This is a genomic window from Gluconobacter vitians (genome assembly GCF_015244565.1).
Lineage (GTDB): Bacteria > Pseudomonadota > Alphaproteobacteria > Acetobacterales > Acetobacteraceae > Gluconobacter > Gluconobacter vitians.
Genome location: NZ_JABCQG010000030.1, coordinates 1 through 16,885, shown reverse-complemented (window position 1 = coordinate 16,885; position 16,885 = coordinate 1). Strand labels below are relative to the sequence as shown.

Annotated in this window: 13 protein-coding genes and 3 pseudogenes; 7 read left to right on the top strand and 9 right to left on the bottom strand. The window is 54.4% G+C overall.

The features are described from left to right. Positions 1–148: 148 nt before the first annotated feature. A pseudogene (locus HKD24_RS15370) lies at positions 149–265 on the top strand (IS5/IS1182 family transposase); the annotation flags it as partial. Between the two features lie 245 nt (positions 266–510). On the opposite strand, the gene HKD24_RS13995 reads toward HKD24_RS15370, so the two are convergent. The 3 genes from HKD24_RS13995 to HKD24_RS13985 are packed head-to-tail and all read right to left on the bottom strand — an operon-like array spanning position 511 to position 1,659. Further along, positions 511–720, bottom strand: coding sequence for a hypervirulence associated TUDOR domain-containing protein (locus HKD24_RS13995; protein ID WP_194260820.1), 210 nt, complete (start codon positions 718–720; stop codon positions 511–513). A 4-nt stretch (positions 721–724) separates the two neighbouring features. Beyond that, on the bottom strand, positions 725–1,204 hold the full coding sequence (locus tag HKD24_RS13990; RefSeq protein WP_194260819.1) for a hypothetical protein: 480 nt from the start codon (positions 1,202–1,204) through the stop codon (positions 725–727). After that, positions 1,201–1,659 (bottom strand): hypothetical protein, encoded by a 459-nt coding sequence (locus HKD24_RS13985; RefSeq protein WP_194260818.1) that lies wholly within the window; start codon positions 1,657–1,659, stop codon positions 1,201–1,203. The genes HKD24_RS13990 and HKD24_RS13985 overlap by 4 nt, the downstream gene beginning before the upstream one ends. Positions 1,660–1,915: 256 nt before the next feature. Here HKD24_RS13985 and HKD24_RS13980 point away from each other — a divergent pair. After that, positions 1,916–3,429, top strand: a pseudogene (locus HKD24_RS13980) (MDR family MFS transporter). Positions 3,430–3,460: 31 nt separating this feature from the next. Here the strand turns inward: HKD24_RS13980 and HKD24_RS13975 are convergent. Together HKD24_RS13975 and HKD24_RS13970 are read right to left on the bottom strand one after the other, a co-directional pair. Beyond that, complete coding sequence (locus HKD24_RS13975) at positions 3,461–5,056, bottom strand: cisplatin damage response ATP-dependent DNA ligase (protein WP_194260817.1); 1,596 nt, start codon at positions 5,054–5,056, stop codon at positions 3,461–3,463. Further along, a complete protein-coding gene (locus tag HKD24_RS13970; protein WP_194260816.1) occupies positions 5,053–6,075 on the bottom strand; it encodes a ligase-associated DNA damage response exonuclease in 1,023 nt (340 codons plus the stop codon). The genes HKD24_RS13975 and HKD24_RS13970 overlap by 4 nt, the downstream gene beginning before the upstream one ends. A gap of 71 nt (positions 6,076–6,146) precedes the next feature. Between HKD24_RS13970 and HKD24_RS13965 the strand changes: the two genes are divergently transcribed. Together HKD24_RS13965 and pdeM are read left to right on the top strand one after the other, a co-directional pair. Further along, positions 6,147–8,570, top strand: coding sequence for a ligase-associated DNA damage response DEXH box helicase (locus tag HKD24_RS13965; RefSeq protein ID WP_194260815.1), 2,424 nt, complete (start codon positions 6,147–6,149; stop codon positions 8,568–8,570). Beyond that, entirely contained in the window at positions 8,567–9,232 is a 666-nt protein-coding gene (gene pdeM, locus HKD24_RS13960) for a ligase-associated DNA damage response endonuclease PdeM (protein ID WP_194260814.1), read from the top strand. The genes HKD24_RS13965 and pdeM overlap by 4 nt, the downstream gene beginning before the upstream one ends. Before the next feature lie 33 nt (positions 9,233–9,265). Here the strand turns inward: pdeM and HKD24_RS13955 are convergent, their stop codons facing one another. From HKD24_RS13955 to HKD24_RS13945, 3 genes are read right to left on the bottom strand one after another with little or no spacing between them, the layout of a single operon-like run. Beyond that, positions 9,266–10,720 carry an efflux transporter outer membrane subunit gene (locus HKD24_RS13955; RefSeq protein WP_194260813.1) on the bottom strand — a complete coding sequence of 485 codons (1,455 nt, stop codon included), beginning with the start codon at positions 10,718–10,720 and terminating at the stop codon, positions 9,266–9,268. Then, the gene (locus HKD24_RS13950) at positions 10,717–11,895 is read right to left on the bottom strand and encodes an HlyD family secretion protein (protein WP_194260812.1); all 1,179 of its coding nucleotides are present in this window, start codon (positions 11,893–11,895) and stop codon (positions 10,717–10,719) included. The genes HKD24_RS13955 and HKD24_RS13950 overlap by 4 nt, the downstream gene beginning before the upstream one ends. A gap of 51 nt (positions 11,896–11,946) precedes the next feature. Beyond that, the gene (locus HKD24_RS13945; protein ID WP_194260811.1) at positions 11,947–13,500 is read right to left on the bottom strand and encodes an MFS transporter; all 1,554 of its coding nucleotides are present in this window, start codon (positions 13,498–13,500) and stop codon (positions 11,947–11,949) included. 253 nt (positions 13,501–13,753) lie between these two features. Here HKD24_RS13945 and HKD24_RS13940 point away from each other — a divergent pair, with 253 nt between their 5' ends. From HKD24_RS13940 to glf, 3 genes are all read left to right on the top strand, one after another. Continuing rightward, entirely contained in the window at positions 13,754–14,533 is a 780-nt protein-coding gene (locus tag HKD24_RS13940) for a hypothetical protein (protein WP_194260810.1), read from the top strand. A 52-nt stretch (positions 14,534–14,585) separates the two neighbouring features. After that, positions 14,586–15,119, top strand: coding sequence for a galactose-binding domain-containing protein (locus tag HKD24_RS15545; RefSeq protein ID WP_194260809.1), 534 nt, complete (start codon positions 14,586–14,588; stop codon positions 15,117–15,119). A gap of 199 nt (positions 15,120–15,318) precedes the next feature. Continuing rightward, on the top strand, positions 15,319–16,470 hold the full coding sequence (gene glf, locus HKD24_RS13930; RefSeq protein WP_194260808.1) for a UDP-galactopyranose mutase: 1,152 nt from the start codon (positions 15,319–15,321) through the stop codon (positions 16,468–16,470). Positions 16,471–16,783: 313 nt separating this feature from the next. Here glf and HKD24_RS13925 read toward each other — a convergent pair. Next, positions 16,784–16,885 (bottom strand): annotated as a pseudogene (locus HKD24_RS13925) (IS5-like element ISMex42 family transposase); the annotation flags it as partial.

Sequence of the window (16,885 nt, the reverse complement as noted above, 5' to 3'; positions counted from 1 at the left end):
GTCGCGAGCGAAGCCTGCGATCGCTGTATTGCTGCTCGCACGGCGTGCGTGGTCGTGGCGCTGCCATGACGTATCTGTCCCATAAGGCTTCCTTCCACTCGCGTGAAAATATCACACCATCAAATCCCGGGACTAAACACCTAGAAGAAAAAAGATCAGACCCTGCATTCCAGGACGGAGAGTCAGCGAGAGACCTGTCAAATACGACAGGCGGAAATACAAGCGCCGCAAGCGCATCGACATCATATTCGGGAGGCTCAAGTATTAGCGGCGAGTCGCAACCCGCCACTACAGATGCTCGACCGTCTTCTTCTCAGCTATCTGACGAAGCTATGCATCCCCTTCACAATCCAAGGGGTTTTCTGCGCAAGTAAAAGGTCAGAATGAAGAGTGTAGTTCTGCGAACTGAATGAAGAACAATGATATAAGGTCTCAAACGTATCAACTTAAAGGAGTCACTTCCAAGCGGGAATGGATGACTGGAAGGTCTATTTTAATCTGCGTTTCCGGTCACGACTGTTTCTTAAGCGCCGAGGGTTTGTGCGCGGCGCGTTTTCCACTGTCGGTCTTGACCAAGAATTCGGGGTTGTCTTTCGAAGCTGCCATCTTGTTACCCTTGATGGTCACAGGCTTTGTGATTTTCTTGACGACATGTCCGTGAGCCTCGCCAGCATGACTTTTCCAGCTGACGGCATCGCCTTTTCTGAAGTCTTCGGTCATGGGATCAGTCCTCCTTTTCGGCAGTACGTGCGAGAAGCGCAATCAGAACAAAGGCGGTCAGAAGCTGGGACGGGCGGAGGCGTATGAAGAAGCGGGGAAGACGGTTTTGTCGGGCAAGGTGGACATCACCTGCCAGGGTCGCAAGCGTTCCTGCCATGGCCAGTTGCCCTGACAGTCGCGGCGGAGACATCGCCACACCAAGTCCGAAGAAGTGCATGGCCAGGAAAATAACGGGATCGGAGAGTTGCGGTCCCTTTGGGTTGTAGAAGCTCGCACCGCGATGGACGCCCGCGAAGAAACAGAACAGTGCGCCAGTCCATATCTGTACGAAGCGTCGCACATAAGGAGTGAGAGTTTTCGGAAGAATACGCAGAGCAATCAGGCAGATACCCAGCATGGCAATAGCCGCCCAGCCAAGCAGGCCGCCTTCAAGTGGCGTGCGGCGGGCGTCTGCTTCCATTCCGTCGTGAATACGCACGGTCACGCCTGCGTCTCCTGACTTCCGGATTGCATGGGTAATGCTCCAAATGCCATTCCAAGGACCATGGCGAAGTAAATCAGCGCCATGCTCTTCTTTGAGAAAACGAGTTCCCACCCCGGGGTGAAACGCTTGGGTGTGGCCTCGTAATCCACTACGCAGGACACTGGCCCCAAGGCGAGTGTTACAAGGACCGCACGCAAGAGGCCCGGCGATCTTCCAAGTGCTTTGCCATAAAGCCAGGCCCAGAACAGGGTGGCTGCTGCGTTCGTGGCAATTCCAACTCCGGAGTGACGCCCGTCCAGAGTTCTGACGGTTGCCGCTTCATCACTATGAAGCCAGTGGGACGTGCAATTGACGCCCGGACCGGATGAGCCTGTCTGCAACCGACTGAGCAGCATGGCTGCTCCGGATGAGGCAACCGCGCCATAGACTGTGGTTTTCAGGAGGGGATACTTCATGTGCGGATATGCTTCTGACAAGATGATGAAAAAGCCTTCTGCGACAGTAACGCTTTCGTAATTCTGACGTTCCCTCAGCATGTCCTCATATGCTTGCAGAGCGGTTGATCAATTCCGGTGAGTGTGTTGCGGTATTGCGGATATGGGTCAGCCAGTGCCGGCAACAGGTTGCGATCTGGCTGCAGACCGTGCATCGGTCCTGTCTTTGCCCGCGCAAACAGTGCAACCGGTGTTTTGACTGTCATGGAACTTCCCTGTGCAACCTGCTTCGACTGAGAACGTGTCCGCTTACTCGTCCTCGACGCGCATCCGCGTTTTTGCGGGCCTTATTCTGACCATGATCATGGCGGCGCTCGATCAGAGCATCGTCTCAACGGCTCTTCCCACGGTCGTTAGCGATCTGGGCGGGCTTGCGCATATGTCATGGGTGGTAACGGCATTCATGCTGACCTCAACCATTGCCACGCCGCTCTACGGCAAACTGTCCGACATGTTCGGGCGGCGGCCTCTGCTCGGGTTCAGCATCGGGATGTTTCTGTTCGCCTCGCTTCTGTGTGGCGTGGCCCAGAGCATGTGGCAGCTAATCCTGTTCCGGGGTCTTCAGGGGATCGGGGCAGGTGGCCTGATGACCCTGTCGCAGACGGTGATTGGTGACATGGTCACCCCGCAGCAGCGCGGGAAGTATCAGGGGCTTTTCACTGGGGCCTTCGCCGTCAGCAGCGTGACCGGTCCTTTCCTTGGAGGGGTGCTGACCAGTGCCCTGTCATGGCGCTGGGTCTTTCTGGTCAATCTGCCGGTCGGGCTTTTTGCTTTTGCTCTGATCATGCTGAGCCTGCCCGGGGGCGGGGCGGAGAAGCGTCCCCGTATCGATTATCTGGGGGCGGGTTTGCTCAGTGTTGCGACGGCCGGTTTCCTGCTTCTGTTCAATTCCATCGGAACGGCTCTGTCCTGGACGTCGCCGCTGACCTTTCTTCTTCTGGCGCTCAGTATCGCAGTTTTCCTGCTGTTCATCTGGCAGAACGGCGCGCTCCTGAACCTCTGGTCAGTCTGGGTCTGCTGCGGATTCCCGATTTTTCCGTCTGTGTGGCGGCAACCGGGATCATGTCATTTGCCATGATGGGCTCGATGATTTTCCTTCCGCTGTATTATCAGCTGGTTCTGGGAGAAACGCCTGCAACATCCGGTCTGATGATGCTTCCTCAGGTCGGCACGATGATGATCAGCTCCATCCTGGGCGGCTATGTCTCGTCCAGAACGCAGAAATACGAGCTTCTGCTGGTGCTTGGTGTCGGGATTGGGTTTCTGGCGTTGGCCATGATTGCGTTCTGTGCGCGGCATGGTGCGCCGGCATTCTCGTTCCTGCTCTGTCTTGGTGGGCTTGGCGTCGGGATGGGGATCGGCATGCCCAATGCCACGGTCATCATCCAGAATGCCGTGCCGGGGAACGCACTGGGCATTGCCACGGCGATGATGGCGTTCATCCGTTCGCTGGGTGGCTCACTGGGTGTTGCGCTGTCGGGAGGCGTGATGGCACTGGCCTTGCGGAACAACCTGTATGCCCTACCGGAAAAGATCGATGTCTCTGCCTTTCTGGAAAACGGCATGGCGGCGGTGCAGGCGCTTTCCCCTGCCATGCATGAGGAGGTGAGGGAGGCTTACAAGAAGTCGATCAGCGCCAGCCTGAATGTCAGCAGCAGCTTCATGTTTCTGGCATTTCTGCTGATCGTCGGCTTGATGGTCAGGAAGAAAATGATCGTGACGAGAGGATAGAGGGCTACGGTTCAGGAAGCGATGCTCCGTTCTACAGAAACGCATGGATGAAGGCTTCGAGCGTATCAGCCTCCTCTGCGGGCTTATCCGTCCGGATGCGGGCAACCCGTGGAAAACGCAGCGCCACGCCGCTTTTATGGCGCTTGGAATATTGCGCAGCATCAAATGCGATTTCCAGAACCAGCCCGTGAGCGACTTCCCGAACCGGGCCGAAACGTTTGGTTGTGTGGTCGCGGATCCATTTGTCCAGAAACTTGAGTTCCTCATCCGTAAAGCCTGAATAGGCCTTGCCGATCGGCACAAGCTCCCGCTTTCCGTCGGTCGTGCGCCACAGGCCAAAGGTATAGTCGGAATAGAAGCTGCTGCGTTTGCCATGGCCGCGTTGCGCATACATGACCACCGCATCGACAGTCAGAGGTTCGCGTTTCCATTTCCACCAGGGGCCGCGGGGACGACCGGGCAGATAGGGACTGTCAGCCTTCTTGAGCATCAGCCCTTCAATACCTTCGCTCCGCGCGCTGTCGCGGAGTTTGGCCAGATCTTCGAAGTTCCGGAACGCAATGAGATCGGACAGGACCATCCGCGGTGGATTGAGGCGCGCGAACCAGCTTTCCAGCCGCTGCCTTCTGATGTCGAAAGGCAGAGGCCTCAGATCCTCGCCGTCTTCAAACAGGATGTCATACAGTCTGATCCCGGCGGGCAAGTCACGCAGCATGGAGGCCGTGGGCGATTTGCGGTTCAGTCTCTGCTGAAGATCGGCAAAGGATGCGACAACATCGTTGCGGACCACCAGAAGCTCACCATCCAGAACGACCCTGCTGCCCAGATCCTGCATCGTGGCCAGCACGTCCGGAAAGGCCTTGCCGATATCCTCGGCTGTCCGGGTATAGACACGCTCGCCCTGCGGGGCAGAGACAAGCTGCACGCGGATGCCGTCCCATTTCCACTCCGCCCGCCATTCGGCTGGATCGAATGCGGCAAGATCAACATTTTCCAGGGGCTGGGCCAGCATGGGAGGCCGGAAAACAGGCGCATCCTTCGCATCCGGCTTCGGGCCTTTCCCTTCAATCCACGCAAAAAGGGCGCCGTAAGGAGCCTTCAGTCCATGCCAGACTTCCTCGATGTCGTCGGGCGCTACGGAAGCCAGTTCGGCCAGTGCCGTTTTCGCCAGCCGGGCCGATGCGCCGACACGAAGGGAGCCGGTGATGAGTTTGAGAAGCGCATAGCGTGATGAGGCATCACAGGCATCGAGCCATCGCCTCAGGACATCCGGTACATCCGCCTTGGGCAGGCGATCCAGCGTATGTACGACCTCCGCCAGACCGGGGGCGGCCTCGCTCTTATGCGTCTCGCTTTCGGGCTGCCAGATCAATGCAACCGTTTCCGCAAGGTCTCCGACATAGTCATAAGACCAGGCAAAGAGTTCGGGATCAATCCGCTCCATCGCCAGGGCCCGGAGCATGGCCGGTTTGGCCGCCGCAAACGACAGGCTTCCGGCCATTGCCGCCAGAGCGTATCCCCGGTCCGGATCGGGGGCCATGGTGAAATACTCTTTCAGCAGAGCAAGCTTCATGTTTCGTGAAGGCGTAAAGGCCAGACGTTCAAGAAGGGTGGCAAACTCGATCATGCCATGGCGTCCTCTTCGGCCTGCTCATCATCTTCTTCATAGCCGATCAGCCGAAGGGAGCAGCCACGGATTCCAAGCTTTCCCAAAGCATGGATCAGCGCTTCTTCACGGCCATGCGTCACCCAGATTTCCTTTGCTCCCGTCGCCTGACACGTATCCAGCAAGGCATCCCAGTCCGCATGATCGCTGATGACCATGGGAAGCTCGACTCCGCGCGCCTTCGCCCTTTGCCGGACATGCATCCAGCCGGACGCCAGACAGACCACAGGATCCGGCAGGCGCCGCGCCCATCGGTCGGCTATGGCAGAAGGGGGCGCCAGCACAATGCCGCCGCGCATCTCACCTTTCTTGGCCGCAGTGGCAGATTTCAGCTCTCCCAACTGGATACCAAAACCCTCATACAGGCTGCACATCGGCAGGAGAGCACCGTGAAGCCAGAGCGGCTCGTGATACCCGGCATTCCGAAGCAGCGCGATCAGGCGCTGGCACTTGCCAAGCGCGTAGCAGCCCACGACATGCGTCCGCTCCGGGAAGAGGCGGACGTCGTGAAGCAGTTTTCCGATTTCATGCGCAGGATCGGGCAGGCGGAAGACAGGAAGACCAAAAGTAGCCTCTGTCACGAACAGATCGCAGGGGACGACTTCGAAAGGCGTGCAGGTCGGATCGGGAGCCCGCTTGTAATCGCCACTGACGACAGCGCGCTGTCCCTGATACTCCATGACGATCTGTGCGCTGCCCAGCACATGTCCGGCCGGCGCGAGCCAGAGCCGTACCGCGCCAACGGATATGACTTCCCCATATTCCAGAGCCTGCTGGCTTTCTCCGGCACGATCCTCGCCCATGCGCAGGCGCATGATCGACAGGGTTTCCGGGGTGGCGGTGACGTGCTGATGGCCCGGTCTGGCATGATCGGAATGACCATGGGTAATAACGGCATGGGCCACCGGCTGAAGCGGGTCGATGTAGAATGCACCGGGGACACAGAAGAGGCCCTCCGGTTTCAGTTCAAGCCAGTCCACCCAAGTCTTCTCCGTCAACTGTTCGAGAACAGGAAAAGAACCCGCGAAACACGGATGCGTTCCTTGAAGAAATGAGCATCCATCTTCCCGAACCTTTCCAGTCCTGGTTTTCGCAGCAGGGCTGGACCCCACGGCCTCATCAGCTAGCCATGCTGCAGGCGGCGGAAGACGGGGTTTCCGCACTTCTCATCGCGCCAACCGGCGGCGGAAAGACACTGGCAGGCTTCCTGCCCAGTCTCATCGAGCTGGCAAAAGGCTCTTATGCTAAAGGCGGGCTGCACACGATCTATGTCAGTCCCCTCAAAGCCCTTTCAACCAATATCGCAGAGAGCCTGTCCCGACCGATCATGGAGATGGGCCTTCCTGTCCGCATTGAAGTTCGCAGCGGAGACACGTCCGCAGTCCGCCGGAAAAGACAGCAGAAAAATCCGCCACATATTCTCCTGACGACGCCGGAAAGTCTGGCGCTGCTCCTGTCATACCCGGATGCTGCTGAATATTTTTCCACGCTCCGCGCCCTGATCATTGATGAAGTGCATGCGCTGGCCGGCACCAAGCGGGGCGATCAGCTTTCCCTGTGTGCCAGCCGCCTGCGGACGTTTGCACCTGCAATGCGATGCAGTGGATTATCCGCAACGGTGGCGCATCCTTCCGCCATTGCGGCATGGGTTTCGCCAACCGGGCATGCCTCAGGCGTACGGATTGTCACGGCGGAAGACGGAGTACGTCCCGATGTCCATGTGCTCCTGCCGGATCAGCGGGGGTATCTGCCCTGGGCAGGTCGGACCGGTCTGGGAAGCGCCACTGCAATTCTGACAGCGATTGCCGCCGCCCGCCTGACCATCGTGTTCGTCAACAGCCGCGCGCAGGCGGAACTGCTGTTTCAGGCTCTATGGAAAGACAATACGGAAAACCTGCCGATCGGGCTGCATCATGGCAGTCTGGATACGACGCGGCGGGCGAAGGTCGAAGAGGCCATGGCGCAGGGCACCCTGCGTGCGGTTGTCGCGACATCCTCGCTCGATCTGGGACTGGACTGGGGTGCTGTGGACCAGATCATTCAGTTGGGTGCGCCAAAGCAGATCTCCCGCCTGACGCAGAGGATTGGCCGGGCCAACCACCGGATGGACGAGCCCTCCCGCGCGCTTCTTGCCCCGGCGAACAGGTTTGAAGTTCTGGAATGTGAGGCCGCCAGAGAGGCGGTTCTCCGCCATGAACTCGATGGTGCCCCGCCGCGTGCAGGAACATTCGACGTGCTGGCCCAGCATGTTCTGGTCACGGCCTGTGCAGGCCCGTTCTTTCCGGACGCACTCTATAAAGAAGTCCGACGCACGGCACCTTACAGCCAGCTGTCACGAACCGATTTTGACGATATCATCCGCTTTGTCGAAGACGGTGGTTATGCGTTGCAGGCCTATGACCGTCACCAGCGTCTTTTCCGGGATTCACTGGGACAGCTCTGGGTCCGCAATGAACAGATCATCCGTCAGTTCCGGATGAATATCGGAACGATCGTCGATACGCCGCTGCTTCGCGTCAAATCCCGGCGCGGCAAGACATTCGGGGAGATCGACGAGTATTTCGCCTCGACACTTGTTCCGGGAGACACGTTCCTGCTGGGCGGGGAACTGCTTGAATTTCTGGGAATGCAGGATACCACCGTGCAGGCTGCCCGGGGTCGCGGCAAGGACCCCCGGGTACCGGTCTATGGCGGAAACCAGCTTTCCATTTCACCCGGTCTGGCCCGACATGTCCGGGAGATGCTGCATGAACCGTCATCCTGGAACGTTCTGCCACCTTCCGTGCAGGACTGGCTGACCTTGCAGTCAGAGCGCTCCCGTCTGCCTGAACCCGATCAGCTTCTGGTCGAGACCTTCCCGCATCGTGGATGGCACTATCTGGTGGCATATACCTTCGAAGGGCGAAATGCGCATCAGACGCTGGGGCTTCTGTTGACCAAAAAACTGGAAGACACAGGAAAAGGACCATTGGGATTTGTGGCCAACGACTACATGGTGGCCTGCTGGTGTGTTCATCCGCCCGGTTCCATAACCGATCTGTTCAGCAGAACCCTGCTGGAAGGCAGTCTGACGGAATGGCTGGACGAAAGCTCAATGCTGCGGCGCACATTCCGGGACGTTGCCATCATTGCCGGGCTTGTGGAGCGGAATTATCCCGGACGGGAAAAAAACCGGCGCCAGATGACGATCAGCAGTGACCTGCTTTATGACGTTCTCCGGAAATACGATCCCGATCATATTCTCCTGCGGGCCACACGTCTGCAAGCTGCTGAAGGCCTGACCGATCTGGCCCGCCTGTCAGAGATGCTGGAGCGTATCCAGGGGCATATCGAACATGTCAGCCTCCCGCATGTCTCACCGCTGGCGGTACCCGTTCTGCTTGAACAGGGACGCGAAAAAATTCGCGGCGGGGAGGGGGAAGACTATCTTCTGGCGGAAGCAGACAGGCTTTATGAACTGGCGGCAACGCCATGACATTCCGGGAGATCGAACTCGCGGGCGAACGGATATGGCTCCTTGCGGGCGGTGCCGTATTCCTGCCTGAGACGCAGACGCTTGTGGTGGCGGATCTGCATCTGGGGAAGGGGACTTCTGCCCGGATACGCGGCCTCCTGCTTCCGCCCGGAGATACGATTTCAACACTGGAGAAGGTACAGCGCCTCGTAGAGGACTATAAGCCCCGGCTTCTGATTGCGCTTGGAGACAGCTTTCATGATGCTAAAGCCGGAGAACGTCTCCTCGATATTGAAAAAATGATGCTCCGGTCGATCGTCTCAAAGACATCCATTCTCTGGATCACGGGCAATCACGATGCCCTTCCGGTTCCGGATATCGCGGGTGAATGGCTTGAAGACTATCGTTTTGGGAATCTGATCCTGCGGCATATCCCATCTGAAATCGTCCCCACGGGGAAAGCAGAACTCGCCGGGCATCTGCATCCAAAGATCAGAATGCGGATCAGAGGGCACGCCATGAGCCGCGCCTGCTTCGTGAAAGGGCCAGACCGCCTCATCCTGCCGGCGCTCGGGTCCTATACAGGCGGACTGGATGTTTCTGATCCTACGTTCAGCGGCCTGTTTGCAGATGGATCAGCAGCCTATGTCTGGAGTGCGGACAGGATCAGCCGGGTCGCCTGAGTTCAGCACTGAAAATCCCGCAGACCAGCAGAGTTATGAATGAGACGCTGGTGAAGGCGTTTCGGCATACTGCCATCCTCCGCCCAGAGCGCGATAGAGAGCCACAAGTGTCGTTTCCGTCCGCGTCTGGCTGATGGAAAGGGCGGACTGGCTGGAAAGCAGGGCCGCCTGTGTTGCCACGACGTTCAGATAATCGGTGGCCCCTTGCTGGTAGCGTTCACGTGCGGCGTTGAAGGCAGCTCTGTTCTGGAAGAAAGACTGTTCCGTCAGGCTGTGCGTGGACTGTGCCTTGGCGTAGGCCGTCATGGCATCATCGACTTCACGCCAGGCATTCAGAACCGTATTGCGCCAGGTCAGCACGGCTTCACGTTGTGCCGCCTTGCGGAACTGCAGTGTTGAGATCAGCCGCCCGCCCTCGAAAACCGGAACATTCAGGGTGGGTCCAACGCTGAACTGCTTTGCAGGCAGGGAAAAGAAATCGGCAGCAGAAAAGGACTCCGTTCCCATGTTCCCGGCGAGCGTGATGTCCGGATAGAAAGCCGCCGTGGCCACACCGACTTCGGCAGTGGCGGCATGCAGCCGCGCCTCACCCTGAAGCACGTCCGGGCGGCGGCGGGTCAGATCTGAGGGCAGCCCCACGGGAACGCTGGCTGGAAGGGGAGGCTGGATGGAAGCCGGTCGCAGCTCGGCTTCAAGGGCCCGGGGCGGCTCTGCCAGCAGCAGACCGATAGCGTTGATAAGAGCCGCTTCCGAGTTTTCCAGACCGGGCAGATCCGCGCTCATGCTCGCAAGCTGTGCGGCAGCCTGTGAAACATCCAGATTTGTGGCCACGCCATTGGCAAAACGGTCCTGCACCAGCTTCAGGCTTGTCCGGGCAAGATCAATATTCGAACGAAGAATGGCCTGCTGCTGCTGGATGCCACGTAACTGCATGTAGCTTGTCGCTAGATCGCTGACAGCCGCGAGGGCCGTTGCGCGCCGGGCGGCAAGGGTCGCTGTTTCGTTGGCGCGCTGGGCCTCGACGCTGCGGCGGATGGTGCCGAACAGATCTAGGTCCCAGCTGGTGCTCAGGACGTTTTCATACAGATTGAAGTTCATGCTCGAACCGGGGCGCGGCTCGGCAAGAGAAAAAATGCCCTGCTTGCTAAGCTGGCGATAGGCGTAGGAGCCGGACCAGTTGGCCTGCGGGAGGCCGGCAGAGGCAGCCACCTTCATCTGCGAACGGGCTTCGCTGATACGTTCGGCGCCGATCTGCAGGTCGAGGTTCTGTCGCCCGAGACGACTGACAAGGCTGCTCAGTTCGGGATCATGGAAGCTTTGCCACCACTGCGTATCGACAGCCCCCGCATAGGTCTGGCTCTCGCTGGAAGGCTCGGATCCCCAACTGGCGGGCGCGTCCATGGTCGGGCGATGAAAATTCGGCCCCATGGTGCAGGCCGAGAGCACCAGACCTCCGGTCAGCAATGCGGAAACAGACTGGAACTTCATGGTGTAACGACCGGGGTGGAAGACGGTGGAGGCGCCGTCACACTCGTGGGGCTCTGGAGCTGTTCGGCCGTGACGTTATCAAGATTGGTATCGACGGTGGTTTCCACGGAGAAGCCAAGCCGCAGCAGACGGGCGAGCGGCTGGTTAGGCGCAAGGATGATCTTGACCGGCAGACGCTGGACGATCTTGGTGAAATTTCCGGTCGCATTCTCCGGTGCGATCGGGGCAAAGACGGCGCCAGAGGCTGGCGGAATGCTGTCCACGATCCCGTTCAGGGTCATGTCATAGGCATCCACGTGGATTTTGACGGGCTGGCCGGGGCGCATGTGATGCAGGGCAAGTTCGCGGTAATTGGCACGGATCCAGATCTGGTCGAGTGGGACGAGCGCCATGAGAGCAGCACCCGGAGCAACGTAATTTCCGGTCTGGACGCTGCGCTCACCGATCATGCCGTCTTCCAGCGCGCGCACCTTGGTATAGGACAGGTTCAGTTCGGCCTGATGGACATGGGCGCGATCCATCTCCACCGTCGCCTGCGCGGATTTGTGCCGGGCCTGAAGGATGGGGATCTGGGCGCGGGCAGCCGCAATACGCGCTTCAAGGGACTGGAGCGTGGCCTCCATTTCACGCAGATTGGCTGTGGACTGTTGATGTTCCTGCGTGGAGCCGGCGCCCGTACGAGCCAGATTGGTATAGCGTTGGTTGTTCTGCCGGGCGAAAACGAGCTGGGCCCGGATACGGGCGGCTTCCCCGACATTTTCATCAATGATGGAGGGCTGGCGCGACACGCTGGCGGCGGCGTCCTGCACGAGCGCCACATCCCGGGCAAGCGTTGCACGGCTCTGGTCCAGAGTGGTCTGGTAATCGTGAGGGTCCAGCTCGACGAGCACCTGTCCGGCCCGCACGGGCTGATTGTCCGTCACGTCCACGGCAATGACCTGTCCGGCGATACGGGGCGCGACGACGGTGTAATGAGCCGTGACATAGGCGTCATCGGTCCAGACATGGCGGTTGGGCACGAAAATAATGGCCAGAACGACAACAACGAAAATCAGGACGATCAAGCCACCGCCGATGAACAGCCAGCGGGTGATGGTACGGTGCTTTTGGTCCTGCTTCTTTTTCTTCTCCTCTTCCTGGGCATTCTGGGAAGAGTTGTCGTTCTGATCCGCCATTCTGCGGCAATTCCTTTCTTTCCCTGCCGCTTGGCGGGAAGGCTTCTGAAGTTATTTCGACTGAAACACGATACGGGGGGGATAGGTTCGAACAGGAAGTACGCAGACCCAGATCATCAGAAACACGACGAGGCTGCCGAGCACGACCCAGTCATCGCTGAAAGTCAGGGTTGCGGTCTGTCGGGTCATCTGGGCGTGCAAAGCGGTCATGCTGCCGGGATAGGCAGGCTGGCCGGATGGCGTAAGGGGGGCAGAACGTTGCAGAACAGGGTTCGTGCCCTGCACAAGGCTGTAGCGGACCCGACCAAGACGATCGGCAATCCGGTCTGAATGAAGCGAGCCGCGTTCGCGCTGCATGAGCTGGAGCAGCCAGATCCCGACGGCTTCCGCGACGGCACGCGGCGTATTGACCATGGCCGAAGCAAAAGGCCCTTCCGAAGCATCAAGCGTGTTGGTCGACATCATCAGCAAAGGCATGACGATCATGGCGTCCCCAATGCCCTGCAGCCCCTGCCACAGATAGAACTGGTCACGGTTCCAATTCGAGGTGAGGAAGAAATCACCGATGCAGGCAGTCAGGATGCAGGTCATGCCGATGAAGCTGACAATGCGGGAATCAACCCAGGTCTTGTTCAGAATAACAGCCATCAGGGGCAGCATCACCAGCTGGAGACCCGCGATCTCAAGCGTAACGGGATAGATCTGCTCCGGACGATAGCCTGCGGCAGATTGAAGAAAGGACGCTGGCAGAGTGGAAGACGACAGGGAGATGACGACGAAGGTCAGCAGGGTACTGGCGCCATAGGCGAAGTTACGACGGCCAAGGAGCTGGAACTTGAACAGGGGGAGGGGGTGGAACCACTCGTTCAGGACAAACAGCGGGATGCAGACGAGGCTCATCAGCCCCAGAACACAGATGAACGGACTGTTGAACCAGTCCATCCAGTCGCCCATCTGGAGCATGATCGAGAAAGAGCCCATTCCGAAGACGATCAGCAGGAAGCCTTTCCAGTCGAACTTCCAGAACCGCTCATGCTTCGGCGGATCAACCGGCATGCCGTACCACAGCAGCAGGAAGGACAGCGTACAGAGCGGGATCGACTGCCAGAAAACGAACCGCCAGTCCACGAGATCAGTCCACAATCCGGCGAATGTCATGCTGAGATTGGGAAAGAACGTAGCGGTCAGGGAATAGGCTGCCAGCCCGTAAAGCCGTATGGGCGGGGCGAGGACACGCAGGGCGATCGTCATCAGAAGAGGGACGGTAAAGCCCCCGGCCAGTCCCTGAAAAACGCGCAGGATGTATAGCAGGGACAGCGTTGAGGTGAACGGGATGAGGCTGGACGCCAGCACGGCCAAAATCGCCACGAAAAATGAAAACCGGCGCAGGGTCAGGGTCACGGCAAGCCATGGCGACACTGACATTCCGATGATTTCGGCCGTCACATAGAGGCTCGAAAACCAGCGCTGGGAGTCCATGCTGAGCCCCAGGGCACCGGCAATGTCTGGCAGTGCCTGGGCAGAGACCTGCTCGTTCATTTCTGTGGCAAAGGAAAGGGCAATGATCCCTGCAAGCCCGAACAGAGACCTCTGCTGGCTTGTCATAAGGAAGTTGGGAAAGGGAAAAGATGCCTCATTCTGATAACTATGCTGACAGGACCGGGAGAGCTTCAACCTAATTTGTACGTTTTGAGGATAAGGAAAAATTTAAGAATCTACATACCTCTTGATATGAGAGATTTTACGCTAACCCGATCGTATTCCTTCTGCCAAATAAGAATGTATTAGGCTCGAAAAACTTTTCAAATCGCATTATATGCTATAGGATTAAAATTAGTTAAGCTTAAGGATTAGACGTATGTTTTTAAACGAAGACGTTGCTATCATCTATCGCACTCATTACTGGAATGAAGATACAGAATATTTAGCACGTAAACTATTTGGCCAATGTGCAGGATTCCAGTTTTTCGTGGCCTGTGATGAAACAAACGGCGAGATTGACGTGGGGAATTTCAATAAAATTTCCCATACTAATGATCCTGAATCTTTGGGGTTAAAACCAAAATCAGGACATAATCCAACTCTATGGTATGATGCAGATTTTGTATTTTATTATCTATTAAGAAGCCTCCCAAAAGTAAATTATTTTTTCTTATTAGAAAATGATTGTTCTTTAAATATTGATTTTGATAAACTAATAAAAAAAGCTATAAAAGATGACGTAGACTTGGTTGGTCAAATATTCGACCCTAAAGAAGGTGACTGGCCTCAAGCAACAATTTCTGCGTATTATAAAAATAAAAAACAAATGTTATTTCCATTTGTTATGATGTCTAGGAAATTAATTTTAAGTGCGTATGAAGAACGTCTGAGAATAAAACATATTTATGACTCCAATCCCGAGGAATATACATGGCCTTACTGCGAAGCCTTTATATCTAGTTATGTATATTCTCAAGATAATTTTAATGTAATTAATTTAAATGATCTATATGATATGACGAGATATAAGTATAGACCACACAACTACATGTATAGTGGAATATCAAATATTCCGAACACAATAGTTCACCCTGTTGCCGGAAGGGATTTTTTGAAAAAAAAGGATAGACACTATAGGCGCCTTAGAGGTATTTGATCCTGATTCTGACCTATCTAAAAACCTTGAAACTTTTCCATCTGAAATTTCAGTGCCGTTATTATATGCAGAAATATTAAAACTAAGATCACCCGCAAAAGTCGATAGTTTCTGGCAGTTGGCTTTGAAACGGCAATGGATTCAATCAATGCCACGCAAAAATATTGCTTTTTCAAAACCATGTCTTCAATCTTCAGTATCAATATGGTCAGCAGAGCAAGAACTGGAAAAGGACGCACGACGTGTAACGGAAGCATTTGATTATGTTTCAATGTGCAACCACACGGGGATTGAAGAAAATCCGTGGTGGCAGGTAGATCTTGAAGAAAAAGAAAATATAAAAACCATATTGATATATCCGCGCGAATTTTTGTCAGAAAGAATGAATCATTTTATTATATCTATCTCTGATGATGGTGCCAGTTGGAGCGAAATATATTCGAAAACCGATGATCAGCCTGTTTATAAAGGAAAAGATATTGGATTTGTTGTTGATTTAGATGCGTATCATACAGCACGCTTTATCAGAATGACTGTTCCAGAGGAATCAGCGATACATCTGAACTCATTTGAGGTTTTTGCTTGAAAAATTAAATTGTCATCGTTGTATCGGATTGAATTTTGGTTTTTGAAATTCTTTCTAGAATTCATTTCAGAAAGATCAATCAATAGATCAGGATTAAATCCGATACCGATGTGAAAATTTAATTTCAGAAAATGCAGATGTCTTGTGGCTGTAAAAAAAATAAAATAAACCTTCATAATAGTTGATGCGGAGATGACATATGACCTTCTGTGTTGTAGGCGCTGGATTCAGCGGTGCCGTTGTAGCACGCCATTTGGCAGAACGTGGCCATAAAGTAGTAGTTGTGGATGAGCGCCTTCATGTTGGTGGAAACTGCCATACAGAACGTGATCCCGAAACCGGCATTATGGTGCATAAATATGGGCCACATATTTTTCATACAGCCGATGAACGGACATGGAACTATGTGCAAAAGTTTGGAACCTTTATTCCCTATATTAATCGTGTAAAGGCTATTTCACGCGCACACGTTTACACATTACCAGTCAATCTTCTAACTATTAATCAGTTTTTTGGTACAACAATGGGACCAAAGGAAGCTCAAGCTTTTATTGAAAGCAAAGCAGACAAAACTATAAAAGAACCTCAGAACTTTGAAGAACAAGCTCTGAGTATGATCGGTCAAGATTTGTATCGTGCATTTTTTTATGGATACACACGCAAACAATGGGGTTTGGATCCTAAAGAGCTTCCTGCATCCATTCTAAAACGTTTGCCATTGCGATTTAACTATGATGATAATTATTTTAACCATCCTTATCAAGGAATGCCAAGGGATGGATATACTTCTATTGTGAAGAATATTCTAAATGTTGATGGTATTGATGTTCGTTTGGGTTGCTCATTTGAGCATGTAAAAGAGGATTTCCAGCATGTTTTCTATACTGGGCCGATTGATCGATATTTCAACTTTAGTCTGGGTCGATTAGGCTACCGAACGTTGGATTTTGAACGGTTCTTAGATGACGGTGATCATCAAGGTACTGCAGTTATCAACTATTGCCAGGAAGATGTGCCTTACACGCGCGTTTCCGAGCACAAACACTTTGCACCTTGGGAACAAGATAAGTTTTCAAAAACCGTTTGTTTTCGTGAATATAGTCGTCTAGCTGATGAGAACGATATTCCCTATTATCCTATTCGCTTAGTGAATGAAAAAAAGCTATTGGGAAATTATATCGAACTAGCACGAGCAGAAAATAAAGTATCCTTTATGGGGCGGTTAGGTACGTATCGTTACCTTGATATGGATGTAACTATTAAAGAAGCTTTAGATGCATGCGATGTGATTGATACTGCATTGCAGGCATCAGTTTTTTCTCTTCCAAATTTTTTTGTTGATCCAAGTTAATAGTAATTTATTATAATATCTATTAAAAAAACTTCTTTAAACTGGTTAATTCTCGAATGGCAAAAAAAAAGACTGTACACATTTATAATAAACGTGTGCAGTCTGTTTTTTGATTTGGCCAGATCTCTTCGGGAAAATTTCCATAGTTTGCTTTATCACTGGTTATGGCATCATCGCTCTTTCGTGTGCGGAACAGCCTAAATTTTTGATCGCTGGAAGCGTGTGATTTATAGCTGAAGAACAAGATGGTAGAGCCTGTTGTTGGTAATCTATAATAATTCGTCGATTTTGTTTTTGTGAAATTTAGGGCCTGTTAGGGCTTGATCCAGTCTGCTGCGGCAGCGATGTGGATGACCGCGAGGAACGACGTTGCTGTTTTTTCGTATCTGGTTGCGACAGCGCGCCACTCCTTGAG